The sequence below is a fragment of the Bacillus sp. FSL L8-0193 genome, assembly GCF_037976065.1.
GTDB classification, from domain to species: domain Bacteria; phylum Bacillota; class Bacilli; order Bacillales; family Bacillaceae; genus Bacillus; species Bacillus paralicheniformis.
In genome coordinates this window covers 1,647,482-1,673,469 of sequence record NZ_CP150261.1, presented here as the reverse complement: position 1 = coordinate 1,673,469, position 25,988 = coordinate 1,647,482, and the positions used below count along the sequence as shown (strand labels likewise).

The window sequence follows — 25,988 nt, the reverse complement described above, 5'->3', positions numbered from 1 at the left end:
TTTTTCTTAAAACTCGAAAAAAATCATTCCTATCTTATCATAAAGTGTTTTCTGGCACAAACACCCAAAGTACAAATTCATATGTATAGCAAAAAGGCTCAGTGGTGATAATAATAGCAACAGCATCGATTGATGTTGTTGCCAACCGCGGAGAAGACTTACGTTTCCCCATAAGTTCTTCCTCCGGTTTCTCCTCTCCCTTTGCCTTCTCCTTGATTTTTAAGGAATAGAAGGACCCCGCAGAGGTATTTCTGCGGGGATTTTTTTAAAATAAAGCAAGTTAGAGCCCGGCTTTATAGTCGTATTCTTTCGCTTTATCCTGCTTGGATTCAAACTCCATTTTCAAGAACGGTTTGTATGAAAGATCCACCTGTTTGACAAAAGAGTACGAACGTATTTTAGCGATGATTCTTTCGGCATCTTCCATATTGCAATAAACCACTACATATTTCAGCCGCTTTGAAACGTAATGAACATTTCCGAATTTCCTGAGCATTTTCGCCTGCTTCAAGGAGTGCAGCCAAACGATTAAGCCTTGACGCCTGATTTCCAAATTGTTCACCTGCCTGTCGCTCTGTGCATGAAGTTCTAAAAAAAACGAGACTCGGGGCGACCGAGCCTCATCAGGAAACTTTACAGCCGCAGCTTCCGCCTGACCCGCAGCCGCCGCCGCAAGATGAAAGATTATCAAAATAAGGGTTTCCAGTCGGTACTTTGATATGTTTTGATACAGCCTGACCGATTTCCACGCTGACTTCATCTAGGATAGATTGCAGCTCGGTTTCCGCCTTTTTAAATTCGGCTACTGTATCGTGAAGGTCAAGCTCCCGTTTGATTTCCCTCATTTTCTTGGATATCTCTTTATAATCAGGATGATACTTGCCAAAGCGCTGCACATCCTCATACTGTTCTTTTATTTTCGTAAACGAAGCGATAATACGTCCGGCCTCTTCATCTTCGCGGAGACGCTTGTAGCATTTTCTGTAATGTTCAGCCGCCTCTGATTGAAGAATCATGTTGGCCAAATCATATGCTTCATTTTGAAGCCGCAACGATTCCATTGTGGCAAACATAGACATGCACCTCCAGCTATAGTGTATCACAAAACAGCCGTTTTCAAAAATGTCTGTGCCGCCTCCAAACTATTATTTTCCAAAAACTTCGCTTGCACAAGCTGCATCGCGCCATTCTGAAACGCCCTTGGGTTTTGGTTTATGGGTGGCGCAGCCGGCCAGCAAGAGGCACAACATGATTACAAGCCAGCACTTTTTCATCACAGATCAACTCCTTTACACCTAGCTTTGCCAGAATGACGCGATTTATCATCATAAAAAAAAGACTCAGGCTTTAAATTAATCCTGAGTGCGCATCGCATGAAACATTTGAAGCATCATCTGGGCCATCTGAATGCCGCCCGATAGCTGGTTGACCCTGTGAGGAATCGTTTTTTCATAAAAGTTCATCATATCGAGATGAAAGGCTGACAAGTCATTCGGATTCCGCGAAAGCTTGCGGTACCAGACCGGCTGCTCACGGATGAACCGGCGGCGCTCTTCATCAGCGAACACATACTCTTGCACTTCTTTACGCATGTCTGACTCCTTCCCTAATCTTTTCGGAAAGAAAACGGATGCTCGCCGCCGCTTTGATTCTGCTGTTTTTGGCTTCCGCCCGAAAACTGGCTGAGCAAGCTTTGCAGCGAAGAAATAGACTGGCTCATTTTATTGATCTGCTCATTCATTTGATTGGCATCCATCTTTCGGACGGCCGTCACCATTTTTGAAATGAAATCGTTTTTGCCGCCAGCAGAAGGCTCCTTTTCTGCCGAAGCTTCTTTTTCCCTGTACGGATCCCAAATCGAATCGTCTTCCCCGAGCAAAACCCAGTTTTCATATACTTCCTGCCAGCTTTTTTCTTGTTTCCGGACTTCGGAAATCAACTTAGGATGCCGTTTAATAAATTGCTTAAATTCATCAATGGATGATTGCGCGTTTTGATTTGCCAACGTCTACACCCCCTCCGAAAACATATGCCTGCTATAGTGTAATCCGCCCCGGCAAAATGTGTTCGCCTAAAAATTCCTCTTTTTATAGGAGTCCGTGCGGAAGAGTGAGCAGCAGACCAAACATTAAAAGTTTCATGGTTTTCTCTAAAAACTAAAAACCCGGGTATGATCCCGGGCTCTAGTGCCATTCTTTAATAAAGTTCTGCGTATAATATTTCTCGTCCACCCCGACTCCGAGATGAGTATAGTCGGCATTTAACAGCGCTTTTCTGTGTCCTTCGCTGTTTAACCAGCCTTCAACCGCCGCAGGCCCGTCGACATAGTTGAGCGCGATATTTTCCCCCGCCTGCTCAAAGTTCACTTTCCCTTTTTCCAGCCTGTCTTTGAGCGTGCCTTCTGTTTCTGACACATGGGAGAAATAATGGTGCTCTTTCATGTCGCTGCTGTGGCCGTATGCCACTTTTGATACGCCTTCATCCCAAGAGAGCTGGGAAAGACCGTGTCTTGCGCGGATGACATTCGTCAAATCAAAGATCTGCTTCTCATTTGCTTTCTCGATTTTTTTCCAATCCGATTCTGTCAATGCTTGAGGTTCGATCAGGGTGCCTCTGTAGACAACTTCATACGGCCTTTGCTTGATGAAAGTCGGCGCATCAAATGCCCTGATGCTTGACAGCGTCCCCTCGAATTTATCCATATACAGCTGAACATAAATGTCTCCGACTTTCACCGTCGGCCTTGTATTCATGTCTTCCTCAGAAAACTCAAAACGGTATGAACTGCCTTTATATTGAACATTGACATACGGGGCGATCTGGGCGGTTTTGAAAACTTCCCTTGACGGCCGTCCAATTTTAAACGGAGCGGTGTTCAACCCGTCGCCTGTCGCAAACAATGTCACGGCCTTGCCGCCAAGCAAGCCGATTTGAACGTACTGTTTTGCCCCTTGGCTATAGACCCACCATTCATAATCATATGCTGAAGGATCGACCCTGTCCGGTTTCCCCAGTTTCTTTTCGATCGTCTCAGCCGACTCTCCGATAAAAGAAAGCAAGCCGGAATCGGGAATGTTCAAGGATTTCTCTTTTTTCGCATCCTCGTTTGAGACTTGCGGCTTGTCTTCCTTCACAATTTTCTCAGGTGTTGAACCGTATTGAATAAACAGGGTGTATGAAGCCGCAACGATGAGAAGGATCACAATCGCTCTTAATATATTTTTCAAACTTTCACCTCCGACTGACGGATCAATCTATCCATAAAACGGCGCACCGCATCAAAAACTTGCCTTTAGTGTCATTTAAACAGAACTGACATGAATTTTCAATGATAATACAGCCTATTAAGATGTGCGACAAAATATGTTTTAATGAAGAAAATCTCCAGGCCTCTCTTCGTTTTCCGATATAAATGTCAGCGCGTCGCCAGCCTGCCGGTTTGATTTTTTGTGGGTTGAAACATCGCCTAGCGTAATGATGCCCGCAAGCGTCTTTCCCCGTGTAACCGGGACCCTCCTGATCTGATAATCTCCCATGAGATCAACCGCTTTTTCAATTGAATCGTCTTCACTTACCGTAATGAGATCCGTCGTCATGACATTTGTAATTTTTTGCGAATTTGGTTTTTTAACGGCGATCCCCCGCAGCACCAAATCCCGGTCAGTAACGATCCCAACCAGTTCCAAACCGTCATCAAGCACAACCGGAATCGCTCCGACATTTCCGTCTTTCATTTTCACGGCAGCCTCGTACACATTATCAAGAACTGTACAATATAATATTTCCTTTGTCATAATATCTTTCACACGTGTCAATCAGAAGACCTCCTCTTGTCTTTCGTTTGTTCATATTGTCGTCAAGCCGCCCGCGATTCATACTGTTCACAAAAATATTTATATATCGGCTAAAGCCAGGATTGAAAGTTTAACGCTTTCATACTATGATTGTCAGTAAAGGTAATTTTTTAAAGGGGGTTTTACGGGATGAAATTTGAAGAATCCGGTATCGAAGGCTTGACTGCTGACCTTAACCGGTTAGACGACATCATGGAAAACGAAGGGTTCGTAAGAGCTGGCCAATGGGATTATGAACGCGTCACATATGACCGCAAATTCGATATGGTGGAAGGCAGGTACTACCTCCGCGTGTTCGGATATGCCGTCGAAGGCGATGTGGGCGCCCGGCGCGCGGTCATCAAACTGATGACACCGCTTCTGGGCAAATATTATTATCCGCATGGAGTGGAATACGGTGAAAACGAACATTTCCCGCCGCAGCTCCTCAAAACAAGCAAGACGGTGCTGAATTCAATCAAAGAAAAAGTTTCAGCGCTTGAAGTGTAGCAGACGTACATAAAAAGGGTACAGCCCCTCTGATGAGGCTGTACCCTTTTTTCATCTTAATGAACCGTAGACGGCGAGTATCGTTCTTCTTCCAGTTCTTTTTCGTCTTTGGCTCTTTCCTTCCTCGCCCATCCGAAAAAGATAATCGCCAAAAATGTCCCGTACACGATTTCCTGTAAGATTTTCATGACGATCGCGCCAAGCTGCTGATCTTCCAGAACAGGCATGCTGCTGAACATTTCCGGACCTGTAAGCGTCATTCCGCTCAGCGTATCGAGAGGAACGCACAGTTTCATTGCCTCCGCCCATGCGGAAGGATCTGAATATGTCGAATACAGGGTCGTATCGCTGAACATGATCAGCGCGCACGCCGGTGTCAGCAAAATGCCGTCAGCCATAATGTAGCCGAGTTTCAAAAGTCCGTTCATTTGCGGAAGCTCCTCGACCTTGTGAACGAGCGGCCACCACATGAAAAACGCCGCAATGAAGATCAGCACCGTAATGACGGCATGATAAACGGCATCTGTCTTAATAAAATCAAACACCAAAGGAATGTGATACATCGAAAATAAACCGTTAAACACGATAATCGCGATCAATGGTTTTGAAAAAAACCGGAACAGCGGCTTGACGACCGGCAGAAAAATGACCTTTTTCCAAAACCAAGGCGGTATGCCAAGGATGATCAAAGGCGGTACGATCAAATACAAAACCGCCATTTGCGCCATATGCGCGCTGAACATAATATGTCCCAGCAAATCAATCGGACTGCCTTTAGACGCGTATAAAAGAAACATCGCTGTCACGAATAAACCGATTTCTTTCCTGGATGCCCGCTCTTCTTCTGATCCAAATCGTTTCATCAGAAAAAAGTAAAGGACGGTTATGAAAACGACAGCCCCTAGGAAATAGGGGCTCCACAGGGCGCGAAAACCGAATATTTCAAGGCTGCCCAACATGAGGCATCCTCCTTTCTGTATGTCGGTTCGATTACCACCAGATAAGCGTTACAAAAGCCAAAACGGTAACAAAAGCGACCAAAACGCCCGAATAAAGGAACAAAGTCGGCGCTTCATGCCCCCGCTGACTCATATGCATGAAGTAGTACAGCTGAAATGCAACCTGAATAACGGCCAGCAGCAGAATGAACGGCACCGTAAACCATACGCCTGCATCTGAGGCGACCGTTAAAAAAGCGACAAGGGTCAAGCCGATCATCAAACCGAATGAAATAACCTGATATCTCATGTCCTCCGCGTTTTTCTTTTTGCGGTAGGCAAGATCTGTTTTGGGATTCCCTCTGTTTTCGTTATTCACCATTTTTATCCCACCATCCCCATCAAGTATACAACGGTAAAGATAAACACCCAGACAACGTCGATAAAATGCCAATAGAGGCTTGCGACAAAAAACTTCGGCGCGTTGTAAAGGCTTAATCCGCGGCGCGCATTTCTGATCATCAAAGAAAGAATCCAGAGCAGCCCGAACGTAACGTGCGCACCGTGCGTGCCGACTAGCGTATAAAAAGCGGAGCCGAGAGCCGAGCTTTGAATGGTGAACCCATATTCGTGAATATAATGGGTGAATTCATATATTTCAAGCGCCAGGAAGCCTGCACCGAGCAGAACAGTGATTCCGAGCCAAACCTGCATCTTTTTAAAAGCAAAGTTCTTCATATGATACATGGCATATACGCTCGTTAAACTGCTCGTTAAAAGGAGCATTGTCGCCAGAAAGACCAGCCCCATGTCAAACATCTCAGTCGTTTTCGGCCCTCCTGCATTTGAATTCTTCAGCGCAAGGTATGTTGCGAAGAGAGACGCGAAAAGAACCGTCTCTCCTCCGAGAAATAGCCAAAAGCCGATAAACTTATTTTTTCCTTCTAATGTAGCTTTTTCAGGAGAAGCCGGGAAGGTTTCAGCCGTTAATTTCTCTTCTGTATGCATTATGCCTTCACCCCTTTGTCGTCATCATCCATCAGTTCTTCTTTATGAATATGATACCCGTGGTCATCAATTACAGACCGGAGAAGCATCATAAATAATGTGATTCCTAATCCAATCAGAATGACAGGCAGCCCCCAGGCAAATTCCGTCCGGTACATGAAGCCGAAAGCGGATATAAACAGCCCGAGTGACATGATGAACGGGAGAATCGATCCGTTTGGCATATGGACGTCCTGAAGCGGCTCCGCGGCGGTCATTGACTGCTTGCCGGCTCTTTTTTCGATCCATAAAGCATCAAGGCCTCTGACCAGAGGCAGCTGTTTAAAGTTGTATTCAGGAGGCGGTGAAGAAACGGCCCACTCAAGCGTTCTTCCGTCATGCCAAGGATCGCTGCCGACTTTTTCCCCTTTGGCAGTCGTCACGATAATATTGATCACGAGTATGATGACAGCAGCCGCCATAAACACAGCTCCGATTGAACTGATTAAGTTCGCCATGTCAAATCCCTGATTCGGCAAGTATGTGAACACGCGTCTCGGCATTCCCCACAACCCGAGCCAATGCTGGATGAAGAAAGTCAGATGGAACCCGATGAAAAAGAGCACAAATGTTATTTTGCCCAACGCTTCGCTCAGCATTTTCCCGAACATTTTCGGCCACCAGTAATGAGCGCCGGCGAGGATGGCAAACACCACTCCGCCGATGATGACGTAATGGAAGTGAGCCACGACAAAGTACGTGTCGTGGAACTGATAGTCAGCCGGTGCAGCAGCAAGCATGACACCTGTCACCCCGCCCATGACAAACGACGGGATAAAAGAAATCGCATAAAGCATCGGCGTTGTAAACTTAATGCTCCCGCCCCAAGCCGTGAGCAGCCAGTTGAAGATTTTAATTCCGGTCGGGACGGCAATGGCCATCGTCGCCACCGCAAAAATGGCGTTCGCCACAGGCCCGAGTCCCGTTGTAAACATATGGTGGGCCCAAACCATGAAGCCTAAAAAGCCGATCAATACGGTCGCAAATACCATTGAAGAATAACCGAACAGCCTTTTTCTCGCAAAAACCGGAATGATTTCCGAAAAGATTCCGAACGCCGGGAGTACGAGAATATAAACTTCAGGGTGTCCGAAGATCCAGAACAGATGCTCCCAAATGATCGTATTACCGCCTAATTCCGGATTGAAAAAGCTCGTTCCGAACAACCGGTCCAGCATCAAGAGCGCGATGCCTACGGTCAGCGGCGGGAACGCGAATAAAATCAAAGCCGAAGCGACGAATGTCGTCCATGTGAAAAGCGGCAGCCTCATGTATGTCATGCCCGGCGCCCTCATATTGATAATCGTCGCGAGAAAGTTAATTCCGGCAATCAGCGTACCGATCCCGGCAATTTGCAGACCGAGAACATAGAAATCGATCCCGTGCCCTTCGGAATGAAGGGAAAGCGACGCGTAAGACGTCCAGCCGGCATCGGGTGCCCCTCCCAAAAACCAGCTTAAATTCAGAAAGATGCCGCCGAAAAGGAACAGCCAGAAGCCGAGCGAGTTCAAAAATGGAAACGCAACATCCCTCGCGCCTATCTGCAGCGGAACGACGGCATTCATCAGTGCGAACAAAAGCGGCATCGCTGCCAGGAAAATCATCGTTGTACCGTGCATCGTCATGATCTCATTGTAGACTCCGCCGCTCATGATGTCATTGTTCGGTATCATCAGCTGAACCCTGATCAGCATCGCTTCGATTCCGCCGAGCACAAAGAAGAACCCGCCGCCCAGCAAATAAAGGATGGCAATCTTTTTATGATCGACAGTCGTTAAATAGTCCCATAATACAGCCCCAAAACCTTGCTTTTTCTTAAGCGTACTCACAATGTAACCTCCCTCATTCTCCCTTTGAAGCGTTAGTCTTCCGTTTTTAACCCCTTTAAATATTCAGTCAGTGCATCAAGTTCCTTGTCGCTCAAATCAGGGTATGTGCCGGTCATTTTGTTGCCCGGTTTTATGCTTTCAGGATCCTTGAGCCACGCTCTCAAGTTTTCATCGCTGAATTCCTTCACACCGGCGATCGTCGACCGGTCTCCAAAAGTCGCGAGGTTCGGAGCCGTTCTGGCCGCTTCCGCCCTTTGGTCTTTTGAATCGGTCGCATGACAGCTCAGGCAGTTTTTCTCTTTGAACACTTTTTCTCCTTCAACAGCGAGATCGGTTTTCGCCCCCGCTTTATAGTTTTCCATATCGCTCATCCATTCCTTGAACTCATCCTTCGAAACCGCTTTAACTTTAAAGTCCATTAAAGCATGGGAAGGTCCGCAGAGCTCGGCGCATTTCCCGTAGAAATAGTCTCCGGCTTTTTCAGCGCGTTTTGAATCGAACGTTAAGAAGAATTTGTTTTCATTGTCTGTGTTCGTATCAATCTTACCCCCGACTGAAGGAACCCAGAATGAATGTTTGACATCGGAAGCTTTCAGCTTAAAGTAAACGCGTTCATCGGTCGGCACGACCAGCTCCTGGCTCGTCACCACGCCGTAGTCAGGATATTCGAATTCCCACCAGTAAAGGTTCGCCCGGACATTGACGACCAGCGCCTTCTCCGGATCCCTGTTTTTCTTATCCATCGGTTTTGTATCAGCAAGATCAAAGGTCTGTGCGACAACAGGAACAACCAGGATAAGAAGGAGAAGAATTGGAATAACAGTCCATAAAATTTCTAAATTGCGGTTTCCTTCAACCTGTTTCGGGATGTGGTCATCACCGAGCTTAGATCTTCTGTACCTGACGATGACAAATACGAAAATGAAACTTACCACCACTACAACAACAACCATGATCAGCGTGCTGAGAATCATTAGGAAATACTGCTGATCAGCCACCTCGCCCGCCGGCTGCAGCGTTGATATGAACGGTTCTCCGCACCCTGCTAAAACGAGCGCCAAAATAGTGAACAGCGACATCAGACGCCATTTCTTTAACATTTCTTCCCAACCCCTTTTCAATCAATCCTTTTGAAACTTTCACTGTTCAAACGTTTATAGGACACCTATTCATTCATCTGACTCCCCACTTAAATTAAAGCACTTACATTTCCTCATTTCTTAAATAATGAGGTTTTTTACTCAAAATACCATCTATGTATGAACGTAAAGCCGCCTTGTTAAACATAATCGAAAAAAATCGATAAGGCGGCTTTTACATGATTGTTGTCTGTTTGAAGTGTTAAGTGACAGCCTTCAATGTGATGAATTATAGAGTTCTATCCAATTTTAAAAAGTGTGAATACGACCATGGCAACGAAGAATATGGTCAAGTAATTTAATGAATATACAAACATGAGCGTTGCCCACTTCATGATATTTTTGCTTCTGTAACCGACCAGACCGCAAACGAGCCAGCCGATATTGAGTACCGTTCCCAAAATGACGATCGGCAGTCCGAGTCCGCCCAGGAAAAACGGCAGCGGCATTAAGCAGGCAATCCAAATGATGATTTGCCTTTTCGTCACTTCAAAACCGTGTACAACAGGCAGCATCGGTATATTTGCAGCTCTGTATTCCTCCGTTTTCTTAATCGCAAGCGCCAGAAAGTGGGGAATCTGCCAAATAAACATGATTAAAAACAGCACCCATGCCTCAACTCCGATGGAGCCTTGGACAGCGGTCCATCCGATCAAAGGAGGAACAGCCCCTGACACACTTCCGATAATCGTATTAACGGTATAGCGGCGCTTTGACCACATCGTGTATAGAAACACGTACGTAAAGACGCCGACAAAGCCTACTGCGGCAGTTGTCAGATTGGTCATCAGCAGCATGATAAAACCGAGCGCAGTCAGCAGAATGCCGAACCACAATGCCTGTGAAGGCTGGATTTTACCAGTCACCGTCGGCCTTGTTCTCGTCCGCTGCATAAGCTGGTCAATATCACGGTCATAATAGTTGTTGATGACGCATGATCCTGCGATAATAAGCGAGGATCCCGCTAAAGTGAACAGCACGATATCAAGGTTTCCTAGAAAGCTCAGATTTGAAAAGTAAAAAGCGAGCCACAAGCCCGTAAAAGTTGTTATCAGGTTCGAGTAAACAATCCCGACTTTGATAAGGGCGAGGAAATCTTTCCATGCTGTCGTCTCTTCTATTTGTCCATTCATTGCTGTATCAGCTGTAATTCTTGTTTCAGCCATAATACTAACCCCCCTTACTCAAACCTTCATCACGTCAAGAGAAGCGGTATATTCATAAAAAACCTACAACTCTATCATACAAGATTACCGGTTGGAAAAAAACAGCCTATTAAATATTAATCGACAAACCGGTTTATATTTGTGAACTTTTTATGACTTTCTTTACAGATGAAGGAAAAATTGTGAACAAGAGCGGAAAACCACTGTCATTCTAATATAGTTCTATCAAACGAAGCCACAATTATCAAGTCTTCAAAACCAATAAAAATGTGAACGCCTTCTATTGCATTTTTGTGAACAATAATCATTATGAATTGCAGCAGAACATCAATTCGCTTACACTTGAAGGTGGCAAATATCTTTTTATTAGTCAGTTTGCATTAAAAAAGGAGAATTGAATTTATGAATAAAGCATTAAAAGGCTTGGGAATTATCACAACTATCGCCATGCTTTTCGTGCTGATCGGCGGCGCCCTCGTCACAAAGACGGGTTCGGGAATGGGCTGCGGCAGATCTTGGCCGCTTTGCAACGGAAGCATATTCCCGGCTCTAACCCTTGAATCGATTATCGAATGGAGCCACAGGTTTGTCAGCGGCACATCCGGCGTCCTTGTGCTGGCTCTCGCCATTTGGACATGGAAAAAAATCGGCCATATTAGAGAAACGAAATTTCTTGCGGTGATGTCGGTCGTCTTCCTCATTCTTCAGGCGCTCCTGGGCGCTGCGGCGGTCGTCTTCGGGTCTTCGGCCCTGATCATGGCTTTGCACTTCGGAATCTCGCTTATTTCCTTTGCATCTGTTCTGCTGTTGACGCTCCTCGTGTTTGAAGCTGACAGCAAGCAGAAAGCCGAATCGTTTTATATAGGAAAAACCATGCAGTTTCATATGATAGGAATCATTATATACACATATGTCGTCGTTTATACAGGCGCATATGTCCGGCATACGAAGTCAAGCCTTGCGTGCCTTGACTTTCCGATGTGCAGCACACAAAACGGCTGGCTCCCAGGGAAGTTTCACGAATGGGTGCAGATGGGACACAGGGCTGCGGCGCTTCTTCTGTTCGCTTGGATCATTGCGGCAGCGATACATGCGGCCAAACAGTATAAAAATCAAAAACGCATTTATTGGGGCTGGATGATTTCCCTGATCCTGATTATCCTTCAGGCTGCCTCAGGAATTGCGGTTGTCTACAGCAGGCTGGATTTGGGATTTGCACTCGCCCACGCTTTCTTCATTTCCTGCCTGTTCGGAATCCTTTGCTACTTCCTGCTGCTTGTTGCGCGCTATCGCAGACAGGCGCAAAAATAACAATAAACGGTTGATCCCCCGCCTGTTGCGGGGGATTTTTTCATAAAAAAAGGCCGCCGACAAAAGTCAGCGGCCGCACTTTTATTTTTTCAGCTCAATGAGGAGGTCGCCGGTTTGAATGGCTTCTCCGTTTGTCACATGAATGTTTTCAACAGTTCCTGAAAACGGAGCCTGAACGGTCGTTTCCATTTTCATTGCTTCATTGATCATTAAATGATCGCCCTTCTTCACTTGGTCCCCTTTGCTTACAAGAAGCTTAATCACCGTTCCCGGCATGGACGCCGCGATATGATTCGGGTTTGAACGGTCGGCTTTCACCTTTTGATGAACGGACGATTTAATGCTTTCGTCTTTAATGACCACTTCGCGAGGCTGGCCGTTCAGTTCAAAGTAGACGACTCTCGTTGCATCAGGACGCGGTTCGCCGATAGAGACAAGTTTGACGATCAGCGTTTTCCCTCTTTCGATCTCGACTTCGATTTCTTCGCCGAGCGTCATGCCGTAGAAGAAGGTCGGTGTATCAAGCACTGAGATGTCCCCGTACAGTTCCGCTGTCTTAACATACTCGGTAAACACTTTCGGATAAAGCGCATATGCAACAGCATCCTGATCGGAAAGCTCCAGATCATGCGTTTCCTTAAACTCCGCTTTTATATCGTCAAACGAAACGGGTTCGAGAAGTTCTCCAGGGCGCACTGTAATCGGCTCCTGCCCTTTCAAAATCAGCTTTTGCAATTTCTCAGGGAATCCGCCGTGAGGCTGGCCGATATACCCTTTAAAAAGCTCGACTACTGAGTCAGGAAAATCGAGTGATTCTCCTCTTTCGTAAATATCATCTTCCGTCAGGTTATTTTGCACCATGTAAAGTGCCATATCCCCGACGACTTTAGATGACGGCGTAACCTTTACGATGTCCCCGAACAGGTGGTTGACCCGGCTGTACATTTCTTTCACTTCATTCCAGCGATCACCGAGGCCGACTCCCTTAGCCTGCTGCTGAAGGTTGCTGTATTGGCCGCCAGGCATTTCATGCTTGTAAATTTCGGTATGAGGCGCGTTCATGCCGCTCTCAAACTCGCTGTAGTATTTTCTGACAGACTCCCAATATTGAGACAGCGACTCTACCGCATCGACATTCAGCTGCGGACGGCGTTTATCGCCTTCAAGCGCATGATAAAGCGAGCTTGCGCTTGGCTGTGATGTCAGGCCCGCCATAGAGCTGACCGCTACGTCAACGATGTCGACGCCTGCTTCTATCGCCTTCGCGTACATAAAAATACCGTTGCCGCTCGTGTCGTGTGTATGCAAGTGGATCGGAATATCGATCGTCTCTTTCAAAGCTGACACCAGTTCGTATGCTGCTTGAGGTCTCAGCAGGCCGGCCATATCTTTAATGCCGAGAATATGCGCCCCCGCTGATTCAAGCTCTTTTGCCATTGACGTATAATATTCAAGGTTATATTTTGTTCTGTTCGGATCGAGAATGTCTCCGGTATAGCAGATCGCGGCTTCGGCAAGTTTGCCCGACTCGCGCACTGCATCAATGGCGAGCGTCATCCCTTTAACCCAGTTCAAGCTGTCAAAAATGCGGAATACATCGATTCCGGCCGCAGCGGATTCGCTGACAAACTTTTTAATCAGGTTGTCAGGGTAGTTTGTATACCCGACGGCATTCGAAGATCTCAACAGCATTTGAAACATCGTATTTGGAATTTCCTTCCGCAGCTTCTCAAGCCTTTTCCACGGGTCTTCTTTCAAGAAACGGTAAGCGACATCAAAAGTGGCGCCGCCCCACATTTCAAGGCTGAAAAGCTCAGGCCAGAGCGCAGCTGTCGGATTGGCGATTTTCTCCAAATCATGCGTTCTGAATCTTGTCGCAAGCAGTGACTGATGGGCATCGCGGAACGTCGTATCAGTGAGGAGCACTTCCTCTTGATCTTTCACCCATTTGACGAGCCCTTCAGCTCCGCGTTCATCAAGAATCTGTTTTGTTCCGCTCGCGATCGGCTGATCGACATCCGTTTTGACGATCTGGGGCTTGTCGAACTCCGGCTTCTTCTTTTTATCAATGCCCGGGAAGCCGTTGACCGTTACGTTCCCGATATACGTCAGCATTTTTGTTCCACGGTCTCTCTGCTTAGGAAAGACAAAGAGTTCCGGTGTTGTATCAATAAATGACGTGTCGTATTGCCCTGTGAGAAATTTTTCGTGTTTCGCCACGTTTTCAAGGAAAGGAATATTCGTTTTGATTCCCCTTATCCTGAATTCCTGTAGGTTGCGGACCATTTTGGCCGCCGCCTGTTCAAACGTCAGCGCCCAGGTTGAAAGCTTAACAAGCAGCGAGTCATAATAAGGCGTAATGACAGCGCCCTGAAAACTGTTTCCGGTATCAAGCCTCACCCCGAAACCGCCGCCTGAGCGATATGCCATGATTTTGCCTGTGTCAGGCATGAAATTGTTTGACGGGTCTTCAGTCGTAACCCTTGACTGGATCGCATATCCGTGCAGCGTGATGGCATCCTGGTTCGGAATGCTGATTTCGCTGCTGCCCAGACTGAGTCCGGCAGCAATCAGGATTTGTGTCTGAACGATATCGACACCCGTCACCATTTCCGTAATGGTGTGCTCCACCTGAACACGCGGGTTGACTTCAATAAAGAAAAACTCATCGTTCGCAACTAAAAATTCGACCGTACCGGCATTGACATAATCAACATTCTTCGCAAGCTTAACGGCAGCATCGCAAATCTTTTCCCGGAGGGACTCAGAAAGCGAAACGCTCGGCGCTATTTCGATAACCTTTTGATGACGCCTTTGCACAGAGCAGTCACGGTCGTAAAGGTGAACCACGTTACCTTCTTTGTCTCCGATGACTTGAACTTCAATGTGCTTCGGCTTTTCGATCAGCTTTTCGACATACACTTCATCATTACCAAAAGCGGCTTTCGCCTCTGATTTTGCCCTGTTATAGGATTCCTCCAGCTCCGATTCGTCTCTGACGATCCGCATGCCGCGGCCGCCGCCGCCAAGCGACGCTTTGATGATAAACGGATATCCGAACTCCTCCGCAAATTGTTTGACCTCCGCGATATCAGCCACTGGGCCGTCGCTCCCCGGTATGACGGGAATTCCTGCTTTTTCAGCTTGTTCACGGGCTTTTACTTTGTCTCCAAACATATCGAGGTGCTTGGAGGTCGGTCCGATAAAGATGATGCCTTCCTCTTCACACCGCTTGGCAAACTGAATGTTTTCAGACAGGAAGCCGTAGCCCGGATGGATGGCATCCACATGGTTGCGTTTCGCAATCTCGATGATCCCTTCAATATCAAGATAAGCATCAATCGGCTTTTTCCCTTCGCCGACCAAGTATGCTTCATCGGCTTTGTATCTGTGGTATGATCCGCTGTCTTCTTTAGAATAGATCGCTACCGTACGGATATTCAGTTCTGTGCAGGCGCGAAATACGCGGATAGCGATTTCCCCTCTGTTTGCAACAAGAACTTTTTGAATAGACTGTTGTGACATGTCGTTCCCCCTCATCCGCTGTTTTAAGTATGTATCTATTCTAAATGAATCGGATGGACATTGTACACGCTTAGTTTTTTAAAAATTTATACTTTTTTTATATTGATTTTCTTTGGTTTTTGTAGTATCGACAGGCTGTTTTCGTTTGAACCGGTCAAAGTATTCATTAAACATGCTGATGTTCACCAATATCCCCGCGCTTGCCATCAGCAGAATGAGCGATGACCCTCCATAGCTGATAAACGGAAGCGTCACCCCTGTCAAAGGAATCAAGCCGGATATGCCGCCCAGGTTCACGAAAGACTGGATGGCGATCATGCTTGATATCCCGATCGCAAGCAGGCTTCCAAACGGGTCGTCGCATTTTCTCGCAATATAAAACCCTTTTAAAACGATGAAAGCGAGCAGCAGCACGACAAAAAGGACGCCGAAAATGCCGAGCTCCTCGGCGATGACCGCCATAATGAAATCGGTGTGCGTTTCAGGCAGATATCCATACTTCTGCACGCTTTCGCCGAGACCCAGGCCGAACAGCCCTCCCGAACCGATCGCCAAGTAGGAGTTGACGACTTGAAAACCAGATTTCTGTGCGTCTTTAAACGGGTTTTGGTAGCTTTCAAACCGATTCATCCGTCCTTCTGTTAAAATGCTGTCCCAGTTGAAATAAATGAGCGGGCTGACGAGCACAAGGACAGCCCCGGCCAAAAGTACGAGCTTTAACAGCGTTTTGCCGCTGAATCCCGAGCACAAAATAATGCACAAAGCGATTAAAGCGATGATAAAGGCCGTTCCCACATCCGGCTGAGCAGCGACCAGTGCGCAAATGAAAAGCGTGATGATCGCGGGAGGGGCGATTCCGGCTCCCAAGTTGTCAATATAGCTTTGCTTTTTGGCATAGACGGAAGAAAGATACAAGATGACGGTCAGCTTGACAAACTCCCCCGGCTGGATGCCGTAATTCGAAACCCTGAACCAGCTTTGGGCATTCCCGGCCACGTGTCCGACAACGAACAGCCCGAACAAAGCGACAACGGAAATGAGCAGCAAAAACTTTTGGAATTTTTGATTGGCAAAAGCCTTATACGGAAAAAGCGCCGCGCATAAAAATATGACGGTTCCGAGCACCAAAAACATCAGCTGCCTGTCAAAAAAGTAGCTGCTGTCTTGTCCGTACCTTGTCACGGCTGTGATCATGCTTGAGCTGTACACCATGACGAGCCCGAACCCGCACAGCAGGAATACAGCGAAGATTAATGAATAATCATAGGATTTGAGCATTCTTTTTATCATATTATTATCCTCTTCCTTACTTGCCTTCAAAATGTGTTTGTGGTAACTCCTTCGTTATTTTACTACACTTTCTTAAAAAGCACGAAAGATACCCTTTTCATAAGACTTCGAATCTCGTCTGAAAGAAAAGTCCGTCTGTTCCAAGACTGCCGTTCTATTTTTTTATCGGCATACCATGCGTCTTCGTTTATTCGGCACGAACAGCATTCATTCCTTCATCAGCGGACGTTTTCTTTCTCATTCCATAACAAAAAAAGCCTGCCGGCAGTTTGTTTCTATCGAAACGTCGTCGACAAGCTGACTCAGACAGAAAGATTCTTCTGAGGTGTTCATTTATTTTTTTGTAAATGCATCATGTAATGCAGACAATTCACGTTCCAGCCTGTAAAGCAGTTCTTTACCCTCTTCTTCATCCACTAATCCAAGGCGGACAGCAAAATCAATTTCCCTAGAGAGTCCGAACATTTGTGTATCTAAAACCTCTTCATAAAGAGGACATTGAGGCATCGTTAAGTTGTCCATTTGCACTTGAATCAGCTTTAAGATTTTATCAGCATCACGTTTTAACAGGGCAAGTGCTTTTTCACGATGGTCGACTACAATCTCAGACGCCAAAAGTATCCCTCCGTTCCCCAGGCGAGTACCTAATTCTTCTATTTATGATAAAGCCTCAGCCGAAAAAAAGCAAGCTATTTCTGTCCTTTCGCCGTATTTCAAAGACTCGCATTTTAAGCTTCCGCTCACGTTTTAAAAAATGCTTAAACTGTAGTTCGCCGATAACAGCTCTAAAAGCCGGATTCCAGCGATGCTGTTTCCCTTTTCATCAAGCGAGGGCCCGAAGATGCCGATGCCGAAACGGTATGGGGATAGACCCATGATTCCCCCTGAAACCCCGCTTTTGGCGGGTATGCCGATTTTGATTGCGAATTCGCCGCTGGCATTATACATTCCGCATGTCACCATAAATGTTTTGCAAATTCTCGCGATATCCTTCGGTATGATTTGTTCTCCCGTTTCGGGATGCTTGCCGTTCAAAGCAAAAACAGAACCGATTTTCGCCAAGTCTAAGCTGTTCATTTCAATGGCGCACTGCTTTGTATACACATCCATGACATCCTCAACCTCAGCCTGAAAAATACCGTGCTCTTTCATGTAGTAGCACATCGCCCTGTTGACCATCGAGGTTTCAAATTCAGATTCGGCGACCTTCTCACAAAAGGTAATATTCCGGTTATTTGCCAGTTTTTTAATAAAATCAAGAAGCCTGCCGATCTTATCGGCATTCGTCTCTCCTTTAATCATGCTTGTCACCACCAATGCTCCGGCATTTATCATCGGATTCAGCGGCTTCCCCGGGTTGACGGTTTCAAGTTTGATGATGGAGTTAAACGGATCACCAGTCGGCTCTTGTCCTACATAATGAAACACTGTTTCCGGACCGTGATCGATCAGGACGAGAGCAAGCGACAATACTTTTGAGATGCTTTGCAGAGTGAAGGCTTTTTCCACGTCTCCCGCTGATATACACGTCCCGTCCGTAAAGTAGACCGCCGCCGATAAATCGTCCTCCGATAATTCAGCCAAAGCCGGTATGTAAGATGCAACCTTTCCTTTGTCCGTCACTTTTTTCGCTTCCGTGACAAAATATTCAAGCTCCTCATTATCCCGGCAATTCAAGTTTTTTCCCTCCATCCGAGCGTCGTTGCTGTTATCTTTCCCGGAGAGGGCTTTTGTTATGAGAAGTGACAATTTGAAAGAAAGCGCTTATAATTTTTGTGAGGGAGTGGTAGAGACATGAGCATTGTAACGATCACAGGAAATGTAAAGTATTCGATTACGCTCGATCCGAGCGTTTGGATTTTTGATGACCGAAAATTTGATCTCGATCAGTTCTTTTCAGATTTCAGAGAGGTAAAAGATGAAGAAGACGACCTTGTGATTGACCGGGAACGGCAAATCAGGGAAGGTACTGTATCGCCGCCGACACTGAAATCAGAGAAAAAATATGAAAAGGAGAAATTGCTTGACGGCACTTTCGGGATCAAGCTTGAACCTTTTTTAAAAAATGCGGAGGTGACAGGCTCCGCCGTCAAATGCCTCTTCAAAACGGAAGGTGAAGACGTTTCCGTTCCGATCGAAGAAGCGGGCGGCATGATTCTCTGCTTCAGCAACAATGGCAAGCCGCTTGGCGAAGACGGGCCTGTACACGTTTATTTTCCCGACGGTTCAAACAGGATGACTCCTGTGAAACGAGTAAAAGAAATTCACATTGTTTAAAGCTACAACACTGCAACGGGTGCGCCGGAGGCGATGAAAAACTCCGCCTCCTCTTTCCCGGCCGGGCTATCGGCACTTGCCGGCAACCCGGCCCGCGGGCCATGCAAGTTGCAACCCGGGTTAAACGCCCGGGTTTTTTTATTTACAGCAGATCGGCTGCAAGCCTGGCGAGCCGGGAGCGCTCTCCTTTTAAAAGCTTCACGTTTCCGGAAATTTTTTGATCCTTAAAGCGCTCGACAACATAGGCCAGGCCGTTGTTCATCGCATCTAAATAAGGATGGTCGATCTGTTCGGTGTCTCCCATCAATACGATTTTACTGCCTTCCCCGACGCGGGTCAGAAGCGTTTTGACTTCATGCTTGGTCAGATTTTGAGCCTCATCAATGATGATGAATTGGTCAGGAATGCTTCTGCCCCTTATATATGTGAGGGCTTCGACTTGAATGGAGCCCATCCCCGCTAAAATATCATCAAGCTCCCCCGGCTTTTTTGCATTGAACAAGTATTCCAGGTTATCAAAAATAGGCTGGACCCACGGACGAAGTTTTTCTTCTTTTTCACCCGGAAGATAGCCGAGATCTTTTCCGACAGGAACGATCGGCCTTGTGACAACAAGTTTTTTAAAATTCCCCAGGTCTTCTGTCTGCAGCAGCCCTGCTGCCAACGCAAGCAGGGTTTTTCCTGTGCCGGCTTTTCCAATCAGGGTGACAAGCGGAATATCTTGTCTTAAAAGAAGTTCCAAAGCCATCGTCTGCTGTACATTTCGCGAACGTATGCCCCAAACCTGTTCCTGATCGAAAACAAGCTTTTTAACGGCTTTTCCGCTTTGATCTACGATCCCTACGGCAGAGGATGATCCGCCGAGCGCGTCCTTCATGACGACAAACTGGTTCGGACGCAGCATCTCACTGCTGATTTCGTGAAGCGGCAAATCGTGATGTTCAAAAAAGGAATTCATCTGATCCGGGCGAATGTACACGTCTGTATAACCGCTGTATATATCATCATTGTCGACAACCCTGTCGTGCAAAAAATCCTCTGACATCAAGCCGATGGCATCGGCTTTGACACGGATCAGCATATCTTTGCTGACAAGGATAACCGGCCTGCCGTCTTCTTTCGTTTCCTCTTCCAGGCTGAGGTTTTTCGCTACGGCTAAAATACGGTTGTCGCTTGTTTTTTCGATAAAAATTTCTTGAAGCTGCTGAAAAGAGCGATGGTTCAGCTCGATTCTCAAGCTTCCTCCGTTTGGTAGGGGAACATTTTCATACAGCCTTCCTTTTAAACGCAAATCATCTATCAATTTAGATACGCGCCTTGCATTCCTCCCAATTTCATCCATGTAGCGTTTCTTTGAGTCGACTTCCTCCAATACGACAGCCGGGATGACAACCTCGTTATCTTCAAAAGAAAAGATTGAATTCGGATCCTGCAATAACACATTCGTATCCAGCACATAAATTTTACTCAATCTTCCGCCTCCTGATCAGGATTTTTAGCCTTTTCTTTTCAATTGGGTTAAAAGCTGATGGAGCGCCCGCTAAAATATATGTTTTTGTGAATAAAGATAGAAGGTTAATTCAACAATAAAAATTAATGAAAGCATTTTTAAGGAGGCAACCTCAAGTGCGAATCTTTTTTTTGATCCTAATTCAAACCGTTATGCTGCTTTCAGCCTGCGGCATTCAAAATAATGCCCGAAATGAAGCGAACGAGCTTCCCGGCAACAAACCGATTCAAGTAAAAAACAGCTCTCAAGAGCCGGTGAACCGTAAAGACGGGCAAGCCATCTCGCGGCGCCTTGTGAAGATCACCGAAAGCGTTCCGGGTGTCAATGATGCAACCGCCGTCGTGCTCGGCAGGCTAGCCGTCGTCGGAATTGATGTGAAAGACAATTTGGAGCGCAGCAAAGTCGAATCTATTAAGTATTCCGTGGCTGAAGCGCTGCAGAATGACCCTTACGGAGCAAACGCCGCCGTTGTCGCAGATCCCGACACCGTCAACCGCCTGCGGGCAATGGGCAGGGAAATTCAAGCGGGACGCCCTGTCAAAGGGATTCTCGACGAGCTGGCAGCCATCGTCGGGCGCGTCCTTCCTGAAGTGCCGAACGACGCAACAGACAATCAGCAAACAAATCCTACAAAATCCAACAACGACCAGTTGAATGACAGAAACCAGAAACAGCTTGAAAAGGAGCAGAATAAGCAATCAAACAAGCATATGAAAAATCGGCAGCCATAACTTTTAAAAGCCTGTGCCACTGTTTTCTTGACGGCACAGGCTTTTTCCTTTTTTCTATAGGAGAAAATTTATTTGTCCGATTGATTAAGGTATAATGAATCGTAAGTGAGGTGAATCAAGTGAGGGTAAAGTGTTCATTGTGTGACAAAATCGAAAAAATCGATGATGACACACTCATTGCCAAACGTCTCCGAAACCGGCCGATACATACTTATATGTGCCATGAATGCAGCGAACGAATTAAAATCAAAACAGAAAACCGGATGAAAACCGGCCGTTTTAAGCTATATCCGCACAGAAAAGATAAAGAGCAGATCAAGTCATGAAAGCATGGACAAGCTCCATGCTTTTTTATCGGCTTTTTTGTTACACGAGTAACAAAATTAAAGATTATAGTTGATAAACATTTTCATTTGTAGTATGTTAAAATTGTTTCATGCGTAACAAAAAAGGAGTGATTCATCATGGATTTTGATGTACTGATTGCAGGCGGCGGCCCCGTCGGTCTGATGACGGCTTCCGAGCTGGCTTTGGCCGGTGTCCGGACCTGTATTGTCGAACGGCTGAAAGAGCCTTCGCCATTCTCAAAAGCGCTCACGCTGCATCCGCGCTCAATCGAAATACTTGAAATGAGGGGGCTTGGAGAACGGTTTAAGGAAATTGGCAAGCCGAGCCCTTCGGGGCATTTTGCCGGTCTAAAGACTGGATTGGACTTTTCTGCGCTTGATACGCAAGCCAATTTTACATTGATCATCCCTCAGTACGAAACCGAGAAGGTGCTTGAGGAACATGCGCGAAATCTCGGTGTCTGCATCCTTCGCGATCATGAAGTTCTCGCTTTCCGCGAGTATGAGGAAACGGCCGAGCTCGTCGTCCAGGGACCCGACGGCCTGTCCTTTCTAACCGCTTCCTATATCGTCGGTGCTGACGGAGCCGGAAGTACCATCCGCAAGCAGGCGCGTATCGCTTTTTCAGGAACTGATGCGAATATCACCGCAATGCTTGCGGATGTGTCGCTTGAAAATCCGCCGGAATCGCATTTTTATACTTGCGTGAACCGTGAAGGCGGCGTTGTGATCGTGCCTTTAGACGACGGCATTTTCCGCGTCCTCATAACGGCGCCGCACATGCCTCAAGCTTTGCTTCACGAGCCCGTCACACTGGAAGAATTAAAAAAAGAACTCAACCGCATCTGCGGCACGGACTTTGGAATTGACAGCCCGGTTTGGATGTCCCGCTTCGGAAATGCCAGCAAGTTGGCAGAGCATTACCGCTCCGGCAGAATTTTCTTGGCTGGAGATGCCGCGCATATTCATTTTCCTGCAGGAGGGCAAGGTTTAAATGTCGGACTTCAGGACGCAATGAACCTTGGCTGGAAGCTCGCAGCAAAGATCAACGGACGGTGCCCCGACTGGCTGCTTGACAGTTACCATAATGAAAGACATACTGTCGGGGAAGCGCTGCTCGTCAATACACAAATCCAAACAAAGCTGTTTGATTTTACACGTGAAGGCCTGTACCTCCGCGAATTATTATCCGGCATTCTCGGATTTTCAGACGTCAATCGCTATCTGGCAGAACAAATTGCGGCGCTCAGCGTGAAATACAAAGCAGATGAAAAGATGCCTGAACATGAGCTGAACGGAAAACGTCTCCCAGATATCGATCTGACCCTTTCAGATGGTACTGTCAAACGGCTCTACACTTTTCTCCGTGATGGACGCTTTTTATTAGCAGCATTCGGGATAGAAACGAAGGAATTTTCCACCATTCCTCACGTCCGCCGTATACAAGTGAAAGCAATTGACGGCAGGCCTGAATGGAATGGGGTAAAAGCAGCGCTGATCCGTCCCGACGGCCACGTGGCCTGGGCTGTCGACGAATCCATGGAAAACGCGGAGCAATTGATTGCCGATGGTATCCACCGCTGGTGCGGGAACTCTCACATTCAGTCTGTTTAATCATTTTGTTTCATGCGCAACAAAATGATATAATCAAAGCAGAAACATCGATTAAAGGAGCCGATTTTCTGCATGGAGCATTTAACACACGCAAAACAAGAAATATTCGATTTGTACATCAGGCTCATTCATCAGCAAGAGCAGCAAGAAACCGTCATGAAAGAGCGCATCTCCGCTGAAATGAAAAAGATGGAACGCGAATTCGGAGCTGAACTGAAACTCAACATGTCTGACATCCATACGATCAGCTGCATTGGCGACCACGAACCGATCAACGTCACCTCGATTTCCGAGAAAATGGGATTTTCAAAAGCGACGGTCTCAAGGATCACCGCAAAGCTGACCGAAAAAGGCCTCGTCAGCAAGACACAGCTCAGCGACAATAAAAAAGAAATCTACTTCCGCTTAAGCCATAAAGGGAGAAGTATTCATCACCTTCACCAGCGTGAGCACGAAAAAATCGAACAAAGGTTTAAACGATTTTTAAGCCGGTATTCAGCAGATGAGATTCTTTTTGCCAGGGCTTTGTTTCGGGACTTATTAACAGCGGATTTTCTGGCGGATACAGAAAAGACATAGCCTTCTTTGGCTATGTCTTTTCTACGTATTCGCCCCCGTCTGCTCTTTTTTCGAACGGTGCAGACGGATTTTGTAAATCGAAAGGATTAAAACGGCTACGATCAGCCCTTCTCCAACCGGCAGAAAAACGCCGAAAAAAGTTAAAAACGTACAGCCTAGCGCCAGAAAAAAGTAAATGATCGCCGTTTTCAACAGCGGCAGCCGTTTGGCGAACCCCAGTTTAAAGACGACCGCAGACAGGACGAAGATGGTGGCATAAAGCCACCACATTCCCGCCTCAGGATTCTGGTCCACTTTATAAAGAGCGGCAAAAAACGACAGCCGTTCACTTACATCAGTCAAAAAGATTCCCCTCCCCTTTGCTTAGTTGGGTTGCTCTTTTTTTAGGTTCTGCAAATGTTACGACAATCCTGCCAGCTTTTTCTTTTTCGCTGCTTTTTCGCGTTCGTTTTTGTCGAGAATTTTCTTTCTCAATCTGATGGATTCAGGCGTGACTTCGCAGTACTCATCCTCGTTCAAGTATTCAAGCGATTCTTCAAGCGACATAATACGCGGTTTTTTCATGCTGACCGTCTGATCTTTCGTCGCTGAGCGCACGTTTGTCTGCTGCTTCATTTTATTGATGTTGACGACAAGGTCGTTTTCACGGTTGTGCTCGCCGACGATCATGCCTTCATATACTTCTGTGCCCGGCTCGACAAAAATCACGCCGCGTTCTTCAACGCCTTGAATGCCGTAAGCTGAAGCTTTCCCGGTATCCATTGAAACAAGCACACCTTGGCGGCGTCCGCCGACTTGCCCAGGCTCAACAGGCTGATAGCTGTCAAACGTATGGTTTAAAATCCCGAAACCGCGTGTAAGGGAAAGGAATTCGGTTGAGTAGCCGATTAATCCGCGTGAAGGAACGTTGAAAATCAGGCGAACCTGCCCGTTTCCGTTATTGATCATGTCGATCATTTCACCTTTGCGCGCGCCCATTGATTCCATTACAGATCCGGTATGCTCTTCAGGCACATCGATTTGCACGCGTTCAACAGGCTCACAGCGAACGCCGTCGATTTCTTTAATGATGACTTCCGGCTTCGATACTTGCAGTTCAAAGCCTTCACGGCGCATGTTTTCGATTAAAATCGACAAATGCAGCTCACCGCGACCGGATACGACCCAGGCGTCAGGAGATGGCGTCGGATCGACTCGAAGGCTGACATCTGTCTGAAGCTGCTGTTCAAGGCGCTCTTCAATCTTCCTGGCCGTGACATATTTTCCTTCGCGACCGGCAAAAGGACTGTTGTTAACCGCGAACGTCATTTGAAGCGTCGGCTCGTCAATGCGCAGAACCGGAAGCGCCTCTTGATGCTCAATCGGGCAGACGGTCTCTCCGACATTGATGTCTTCCATTCCTGATACCGCGACAAGGTCGCCGGCTTTCGCTTCTTCAATTTCGACTCTTTTCAAGCCCTGGAAACCGAAGATTTTCGTTACGCGGAACGGCTTGATAGAACCGTCAAGCTTCATTAAAGCAACTTGCTGTCCGACCTTCATCGTTCCTCTGAACACGCGTCCGATTCCGATACGGCCGACATAATCATTGTAGTCAAGCAGAGCGACCTGGAACTGCAAAGGCTCCTCATGGTTATCGACAGGACAAGGAATATGGTTGACAATCGCTTCGAATAAAGCTTCCATATTTTCATCCTGCTGCTTCGGATCAGCTGAAGCGGTGCCGTTGATCGCAGAAGCGTAAACAACCGGGAATTCAAGCTGTTCTTCATTGGCATCAAGCTCGATAAACAAATCGAGCACTTCGTCAACGACCTCTTCAGGCCGGGCAAAATCGCGGTCGATCTTATTGACAACAACGATTGGCGTCAAGTTTTGCTCAAGTGCTTTTTTCAACACAAAGCGGGTTTGCGGCATGCAGCCTTCATAAGCGTCAACAACAAGCAGAACGCCGTCGACCATTTTCATGATCCGCTCAACTTCCCCGCCGAAATCTGCGTGTCCCGGAGTATCCAAAATATTAATGCGTGTATCTTTATAGTTAATCGCTGTATTTTTCGCTAAAATCGTAATGCCGCGCTCTCTTTCCAAGTCATTGGAATCCATGGCGCGCTCCGCCACGTTTTCATTTGCACGGAATGTGCCAGCCTGATGGAGGAGCTGATCCACAAGCGTCGTTTTTCCATGGTCAACGTGGGCGATAATAGCGATATTGCGAAGATCTTCTCGAAGTTTCACATTTTCATCTCCTAAAAAATTTAGATAATCTTTCATATTATAACTGACGAACGAAGTTATTTCAATTTCTTTCAAATATCCAGCTTCGGTTGACTCTTTCTATT

At 46.7% G+C, this 25,988-nt stretch carries 28 protein-coding genes; 7 read left to right on the top strand and 21 right to left on the bottom strand.

Annotation, left to right across the window (positions count from 1 at the left end):
• Positions 1–37: 37 nt before the first annotated feature.
• The 8 genes from MHH76_RS08475 to MHH76_RS08440 all read right to left on the bottom strand — a co-directional run bounded on the left by MHH76_RS08475 (position 38) and on the right by MHH76_RS08440 (position 3,815).
• Positions 38–172 carry a hypothetical protein gene (locus MHH76_RS08475; RefSeq protein ID WP_256163752.1) on the bottom strand — a complete coding sequence of 45 codons (135 nt, stop codon included), beginning with the start codon at positions 170–172 and terminating at the stop codon, positions 38–40.
• A gap of 108 nt (positions 173–280) precedes the next feature.
• On the bottom strand, positions 281–553 hold the full coding sequence (locus MHH76_RS08470) for a YlbG family protein (RefSeq protein WP_009328559.1): 273 nt from the start codon (positions 551–553) through the stop codon (positions 281–283).
• A gap of 70 nt (positions 554–623) precedes the next feature.
• Entirely contained in the window at positions 624–1,073 is a 450-nt protein-coding gene (locus tag MHH76_RS08465) for a YlbF family regulator (RefSeq protein ID WP_020451283.1), read from the bottom strand.
• Between the two features lie 72 nt (positions 1,074–1,145).
• Positions 1,146–1,274 (bottom strand): hypothetical protein, encoded by a 129-nt coding sequence (locus tag MHH76_RS08460; RefSeq protein WP_256163750.1) that lies wholly within the window; start codon positions 1,272–1,274, stop codon positions 1,146–1,148.
• A 78-nt stretch (positions 1,275–1,352) separates the two neighbouring features.
• Complete coding sequence (locus MHH76_RS08455; protein WP_020451282.1) at positions 1,353–1,592, bottom strand: YlbE-like family protein; 240 nt, start codon at positions 1,590–1,592, stop codon at positions 1,353–1,355.
• Between the two features lie 14 nt (positions 1,593–1,606).
• Complete coding sequence (locus MHH76_RS08450; RefSeq protein WP_020451281.1) at positions 1,607–2,005, bottom strand: YlbD family protein; 399 nt, start codon at positions 2,003–2,005, stop codon at positions 1,607–1,609.
• A gap of 178 nt (positions 2,006–2,183) precedes the next feature.
• Complete coding sequence (locus tag MHH76_RS08445; RefSeq protein WP_020451280.1) at positions 2,184–3,227, bottom strand: CAP domain-containing protein; 1,044 nt, start codon at positions 3,225–3,227, stop codon at positions 2,184–2,186.
• Between the two features lie 141 nt (positions 3,228–3,368).
• Positions 3,369–3,815, bottom strand: a complete 447-nt coding sequence (locus tag MHH76_RS08440) for a CBS domain-containing protein (RefSeq protein WP_023857262.1) — start codon at positions 3,813–3,815, stop codon at positions 3,369–3,371.
• A gap of 168 nt (positions 3,816–3,983) precedes the next feature.
• On the opposite strand from MHH76_RS08440, the gene MHH76_RS08435 reads away from it, so the two are divergent.
• Positions 3,984–4,343 carry a YugN family protein gene (locus tag MHH76_RS08435; RefSeq protein WP_020451278.1) on the top strand — a complete coding sequence of 120 codons (360 nt, stop codon included), beginning with the start codon at positions 3,984–3,986 and terminating at the stop codon, positions 4,341–4,343.
• Between the two features lie 56 nt (positions 4,344–4,399).
• Here MHH76_RS08435 and ctaG read toward each other — a convergent pair whose 3' ends face one another.
• The 6 genes from ctaG to cyoE all read right to left on the bottom strand — a co-directional run bounded on the left by ctaG (position 4,400) and on the right by cyoE (position 10,462).
• Positions 4,400–5,299, bottom strand: coding sequence for a cytochrome c oxidase assembly factor CtaG (gene ctaG, locus MHH76_RS08430; RefSeq protein WP_025811368.1), 900 nt, complete (start codon positions 5,297–5,299; stop codon positions 4,400–4,402).
• 34 nt (positions 5,300–5,333) lie between these two features.
• On the bottom strand, positions 5,334–5,663 hold the full coding sequence (ctaF, locus tag MHH76_RS08425; RefSeq protein ID WP_020451276.1) for a cytochrome c oxidase subunit IVB: 330 nt from the start codon (positions 5,661–5,663) through the stop codon (positions 5,334–5,336).
• Positions 5,664–5,665: 2 nt separating this feature from the next.
• Positions 5,666–6,289 carry a cytochrome c oxidase subunit III gene (gene ctaE, locus MHH76_RS08420; protein ID WP_020451275.1) on the bottom strand — a complete coding sequence of 208 codons (624 nt, stop codon included), beginning with the start codon at positions 6,287–6,289 and terminating at the stop codon, positions 5,666–5,668.
• Positions 6,289–8,160 (bottom strand): cytochrome c oxidase subunit I, encoded by a 1,872-nt coding sequence (gene ctaD, locus MHH76_RS08415; RefSeq protein ID WP_025811367.1) that lies wholly within the window; start codon positions 8,158–8,160, stop codon positions 6,289–6,291. Before ctaD ends, ctaE begins: the two co-directional genes overlap by 1 nt.
• A gap of 29 nt (positions 8,161–8,189) precedes the next feature.
• Positions 8,190–9,257, bottom strand: a complete 1,068-nt coding sequence (gene coxB / locus MHH76_RS08410) for a cytochrome c oxidase subunit II (protein ID WP_020451273.1) — start codon at positions 9,255–9,257, stop codon at positions 8,190–8,192.
• Between the two features lie 278 nt (positions 9,258–9,535).
• Positions 9,536–10,462 carry a heme o synthase gene (cyoE, locus tag MHH76_RS08405; RefSeq protein ID WP_020451272.1) on the bottom strand — a complete coding sequence of 309 codons (927 nt, stop codon included), beginning with the start codon at positions 10,460–10,462 and terminating at the stop codon, positions 9,536–9,538.
• Positions 10,463–10,864: 402 nt separating this feature from the next.
• On the opposite strand from cyoE, the gene MHH76_RS08400 reads away from it, so the two are divergent.
• On the top strand, positions 10,865–11,773 hold the full coding sequence (locus tag MHH76_RS08400) for a heme A synthase (protein ID WP_020451271.1): 909 nt from the start codon (positions 10,865–10,867) through the stop codon (positions 11,771–11,773).
• 81 nt (positions 11,774–11,854) lie between these two features.
• On the opposite strand, the gene pyc is transcribed toward MHH76_RS08400, so the two are convergent.
• From pyc to glsA, 4 genes are all read right to left on the bottom strand, one after another.
• Positions 11,855–15,298 carry a pyruvate carboxylase gene (gene pyc / locus MHH76_RS08395; protein ID WP_020451270.1) on the bottom strand — a complete coding sequence of 1,148 codons (3,444 nt, stop codon included), beginning with the start codon at positions 15,296–15,298 and terminating at the stop codon, positions 11,855–11,857.
• Between the two features lie 78 nt (positions 15,299–15,376).
• Complete coding sequence (locus MHH76_RS08390; protein WP_020451269.1) at positions 15,377–16,588, bottom strand: FtsW/RodA/SpoVE family cell cycle protein; 1,212 nt, start codon at positions 16,586–16,588, stop codon at positions 15,377–15,379.
• A 333-nt stretch (positions 16,589–16,921) separates the two neighbouring features.
• Positions 16,922–17,203, bottom strand: coding sequence for a YlaN family protein (locus MHH76_RS08385; RefSeq protein WP_003181465.1), 282 nt, complete (start codon positions 17,201–17,203; stop codon positions 16,922–16,924).
• Positions 17,204–17,335: 132 nt separating this feature from the next.
• A complete protein-coding gene (gene glsA / locus MHH76_RS08380; RefSeq protein ID WP_020451268.1) occupies positions 17,336–18,265 on the bottom strand; it encodes a glutaminase A in 930 nt (309 codons plus the stop codon).
• Positions 18,266–18,382: 117 nt separating this feature from the next.
• Here glsA and MHH76_RS08375 point away from each other — a divergent pair, with 117 nt between their 5' ends.
• Positions 18,383–18,865, top strand: coding sequence for a hypothetical protein (locus MHH76_RS08375; protein ID WP_020451267.1), 483 nt, complete (start codon positions 18,383–18,385; stop codon positions 18,863–18,865).
• A gap of 142 nt (positions 18,866–19,007) precedes the next feature.
• On the opposite strand, the gene MHH76_RS08370 is transcribed toward MHH76_RS08375, so the two are convergent.
• Positions 19,008–20,336: a PhoH family protein gene (locus MHH76_RS08370; protein ID WP_020451266.1), complete on the bottom strand. Its 1,329-nt coding sequence runs from the start codon at positions 20,334–20,336 to the stop codon at positions 19,008–19,010.
• A gap of 155 nt (positions 20,337–20,491) precedes the next feature.
• Between MHH76_RS08370 and MHH76_RS08365 the strand changes: the two genes are divergently transcribed.
• From MHH76_RS08365 to MHH76_RS08350, 4 genes are all read left to right on the top strand, one after another.
• Positions 20,492–21,106 (top strand): YhcN/YlaJ family sporulation lipoprotein, encoded by a 615-nt coding sequence (locus tag MHH76_RS08365; RefSeq protein WP_020451265.1) that lies wholly within the window; start codon positions 20,492–20,494, stop codon positions 21,104–21,106.
• Between the two features lie 119 nt (positions 21,107–21,225).
• Positions 21,226–21,432 (top strand): YlaI family protein, encoded by a 207-nt coding sequence (locus tag MHH76_RS08360; RefSeq protein ID WP_003181456.1) that lies wholly within the window; start codon positions 21,226–21,228, stop codon positions 21,430–21,432.
• 138 nt (positions 21,433–21,570) lie between these two features.
• The gene (locus MHH76_RS08355; RefSeq protein ID WP_020451264.1) at positions 21,571–23,067 is read left to right on the top strand and encodes a monooxygenase; all 1,497 of its coding nucleotides are present in this window, start codon (positions 21,571–21,573) and stop codon (positions 23,065–23,067) included.
• A gap of 72 nt (positions 23,068–23,139) precedes the next feature.
• Positions 23,140–23,646, top strand: a complete 507-nt coding sequence (locus MHH76_RS08350) for a MarR family transcriptional regulator (RefSeq protein WP_020451263.1) — start codon at positions 23,140–23,142, stop codon at positions 23,644–23,646.
• Between the two features lie 21 nt (positions 23,647–23,667).
• Here the strand turns inward: MHH76_RS08350 and MHH76_RS08345 are convergent, their stop codons facing one another.
• The gene (locus MHH76_RS08345; protein ID WP_003181448.1) at positions 23,668–23,988 is read right to left on the bottom strand and encodes a YlaH-like family protein; all 321 of its coding nucleotides are present in this window, start codon (positions 23,986–23,988) and stop codon (positions 23,668–23,670) included.
• Between the two features lie 57 nt (positions 23,989–24,045).
• Positions 24,046–25,884, bottom strand: a complete 1,839-nt coding sequence (typA, locus tag MHH76_RS08340) for a translational GTPase TypA (RefSeq protein ID WP_020451262.1) — start codon at positions 25,882–25,884, stop codon at positions 24,046–24,048.
• Positions 25,885–25,988 lie beyond the last annotated feature (104 nt).

What these genes read in the sequence shown, in the direction of transcription:
- MHH76_RS08475 (WP_256163752.1), bottom strand. Translation starts at nt 172, where the DNA reads ATGGGGAAACGTAAGTCTTCTCCGCGGTTGGCAACAACATCAATCGAT.
- MHH76_RS08465 (WP_020451283.1), bottom strand. Translation starts at nt 1,073, where the DNA reads ATGTTTGCCACAATGGAATCGTTGCGGCTTCAAAATGAAGCATATGAT.
- MHH76_RS08460 (WP_256163750.1), bottom strand. Translation starts at nt 1,274, where the DNA reads ATGAAAAAGTGCTGGCTTGTAATCATGTTGTGCCTCTTGCTGGCCGGC.
- MHH76_RS08455 (WP_020451282.1), bottom strand. Translation starts at nt 1,592, where the DNA reads ATGCGTAAAGAAGTGCAAGAGTATGTGTTCGCTGATGAAGAGCGCCGC.
- MHH76_RS08435 (WP_020451278.1), top strand. Translation starts at nt 3,984, where the DNA reads ATGAAATTTGAAGAATCCGGTATCGAAGGCTTGACTGCTGACCTTAAC.
- ctaF (WP_020451276.1), bottom strand. Translation starts at nt 5,663, where the DNA reads ATGGTGAATAACGAAAACAGAGGGAATCCCAAAACAGATCTTGCCTAC.
- ctaE (WP_020451275.1), bottom strand. Translation starts at nt 6,289, where the DNA reads ATGCATACAGAAGAGAAATTAACGGCTGAAACCTTCCCGGCTTCTCCT.
- coxB (WP_020451273.1), bottom strand. Translation starts at nt 9,257, where the DNA reads ATGTTAAAGAAATGGCGTCTGATGTCGCTGTTCACTATTTTGGCGCTC.
- cyoE (WP_020451272.1), bottom strand. Translation starts at nt 10,462, where the DNA reads ATGGCTGAAACAAGAATTACAGCTGATACAGCAATGAATGGACAAATA.
- MHH76_RS08400 (WP_020451271.1), top strand. Translation starts at nt 10,865, where the DNA reads ATGAATAAAGCATTAAAAGGCTTGGGAATTATCACAACTATCGCCATG.
- pyc (WP_020451270.1), bottom strand. Translation starts at nt 15,298, where the DNA reads ATGTCACAACAGTCTATTCAAAAAGTTCTTGTTGCAAACAGAGGGGAA.
- MHH76_RS08390 (WP_020451269.1), bottom strand. Translation starts at nt 16,588, where the DNA reads ATGATAAAAAGAATGCTCAAATCCTATGATTATTCATTAATCTTCGCT.
- MHH76_RS08375 (WP_020451267.1), top strand. Translation starts at nt 18,383, where the DNA reads ATGAGCATTGTAACGATCACAGGAAATGTAAAGTATTCGATTACGCTC.
- MHH76_RS08355 (WP_020451264.1), top strand. Translation starts at nt 21,571, where the DNA reads ATGGATTTTGATGTACTGATTGCAGGCGGCGGCCCCGTCGGTCTGATG.
- MHH76_RS08350 (WP_020451263.1), top strand. Translation starts at nt 23,140, where the DNA reads ATGGAGCATTTAACACACGCAAAACAAGAAATATTCGATTTGTACATC.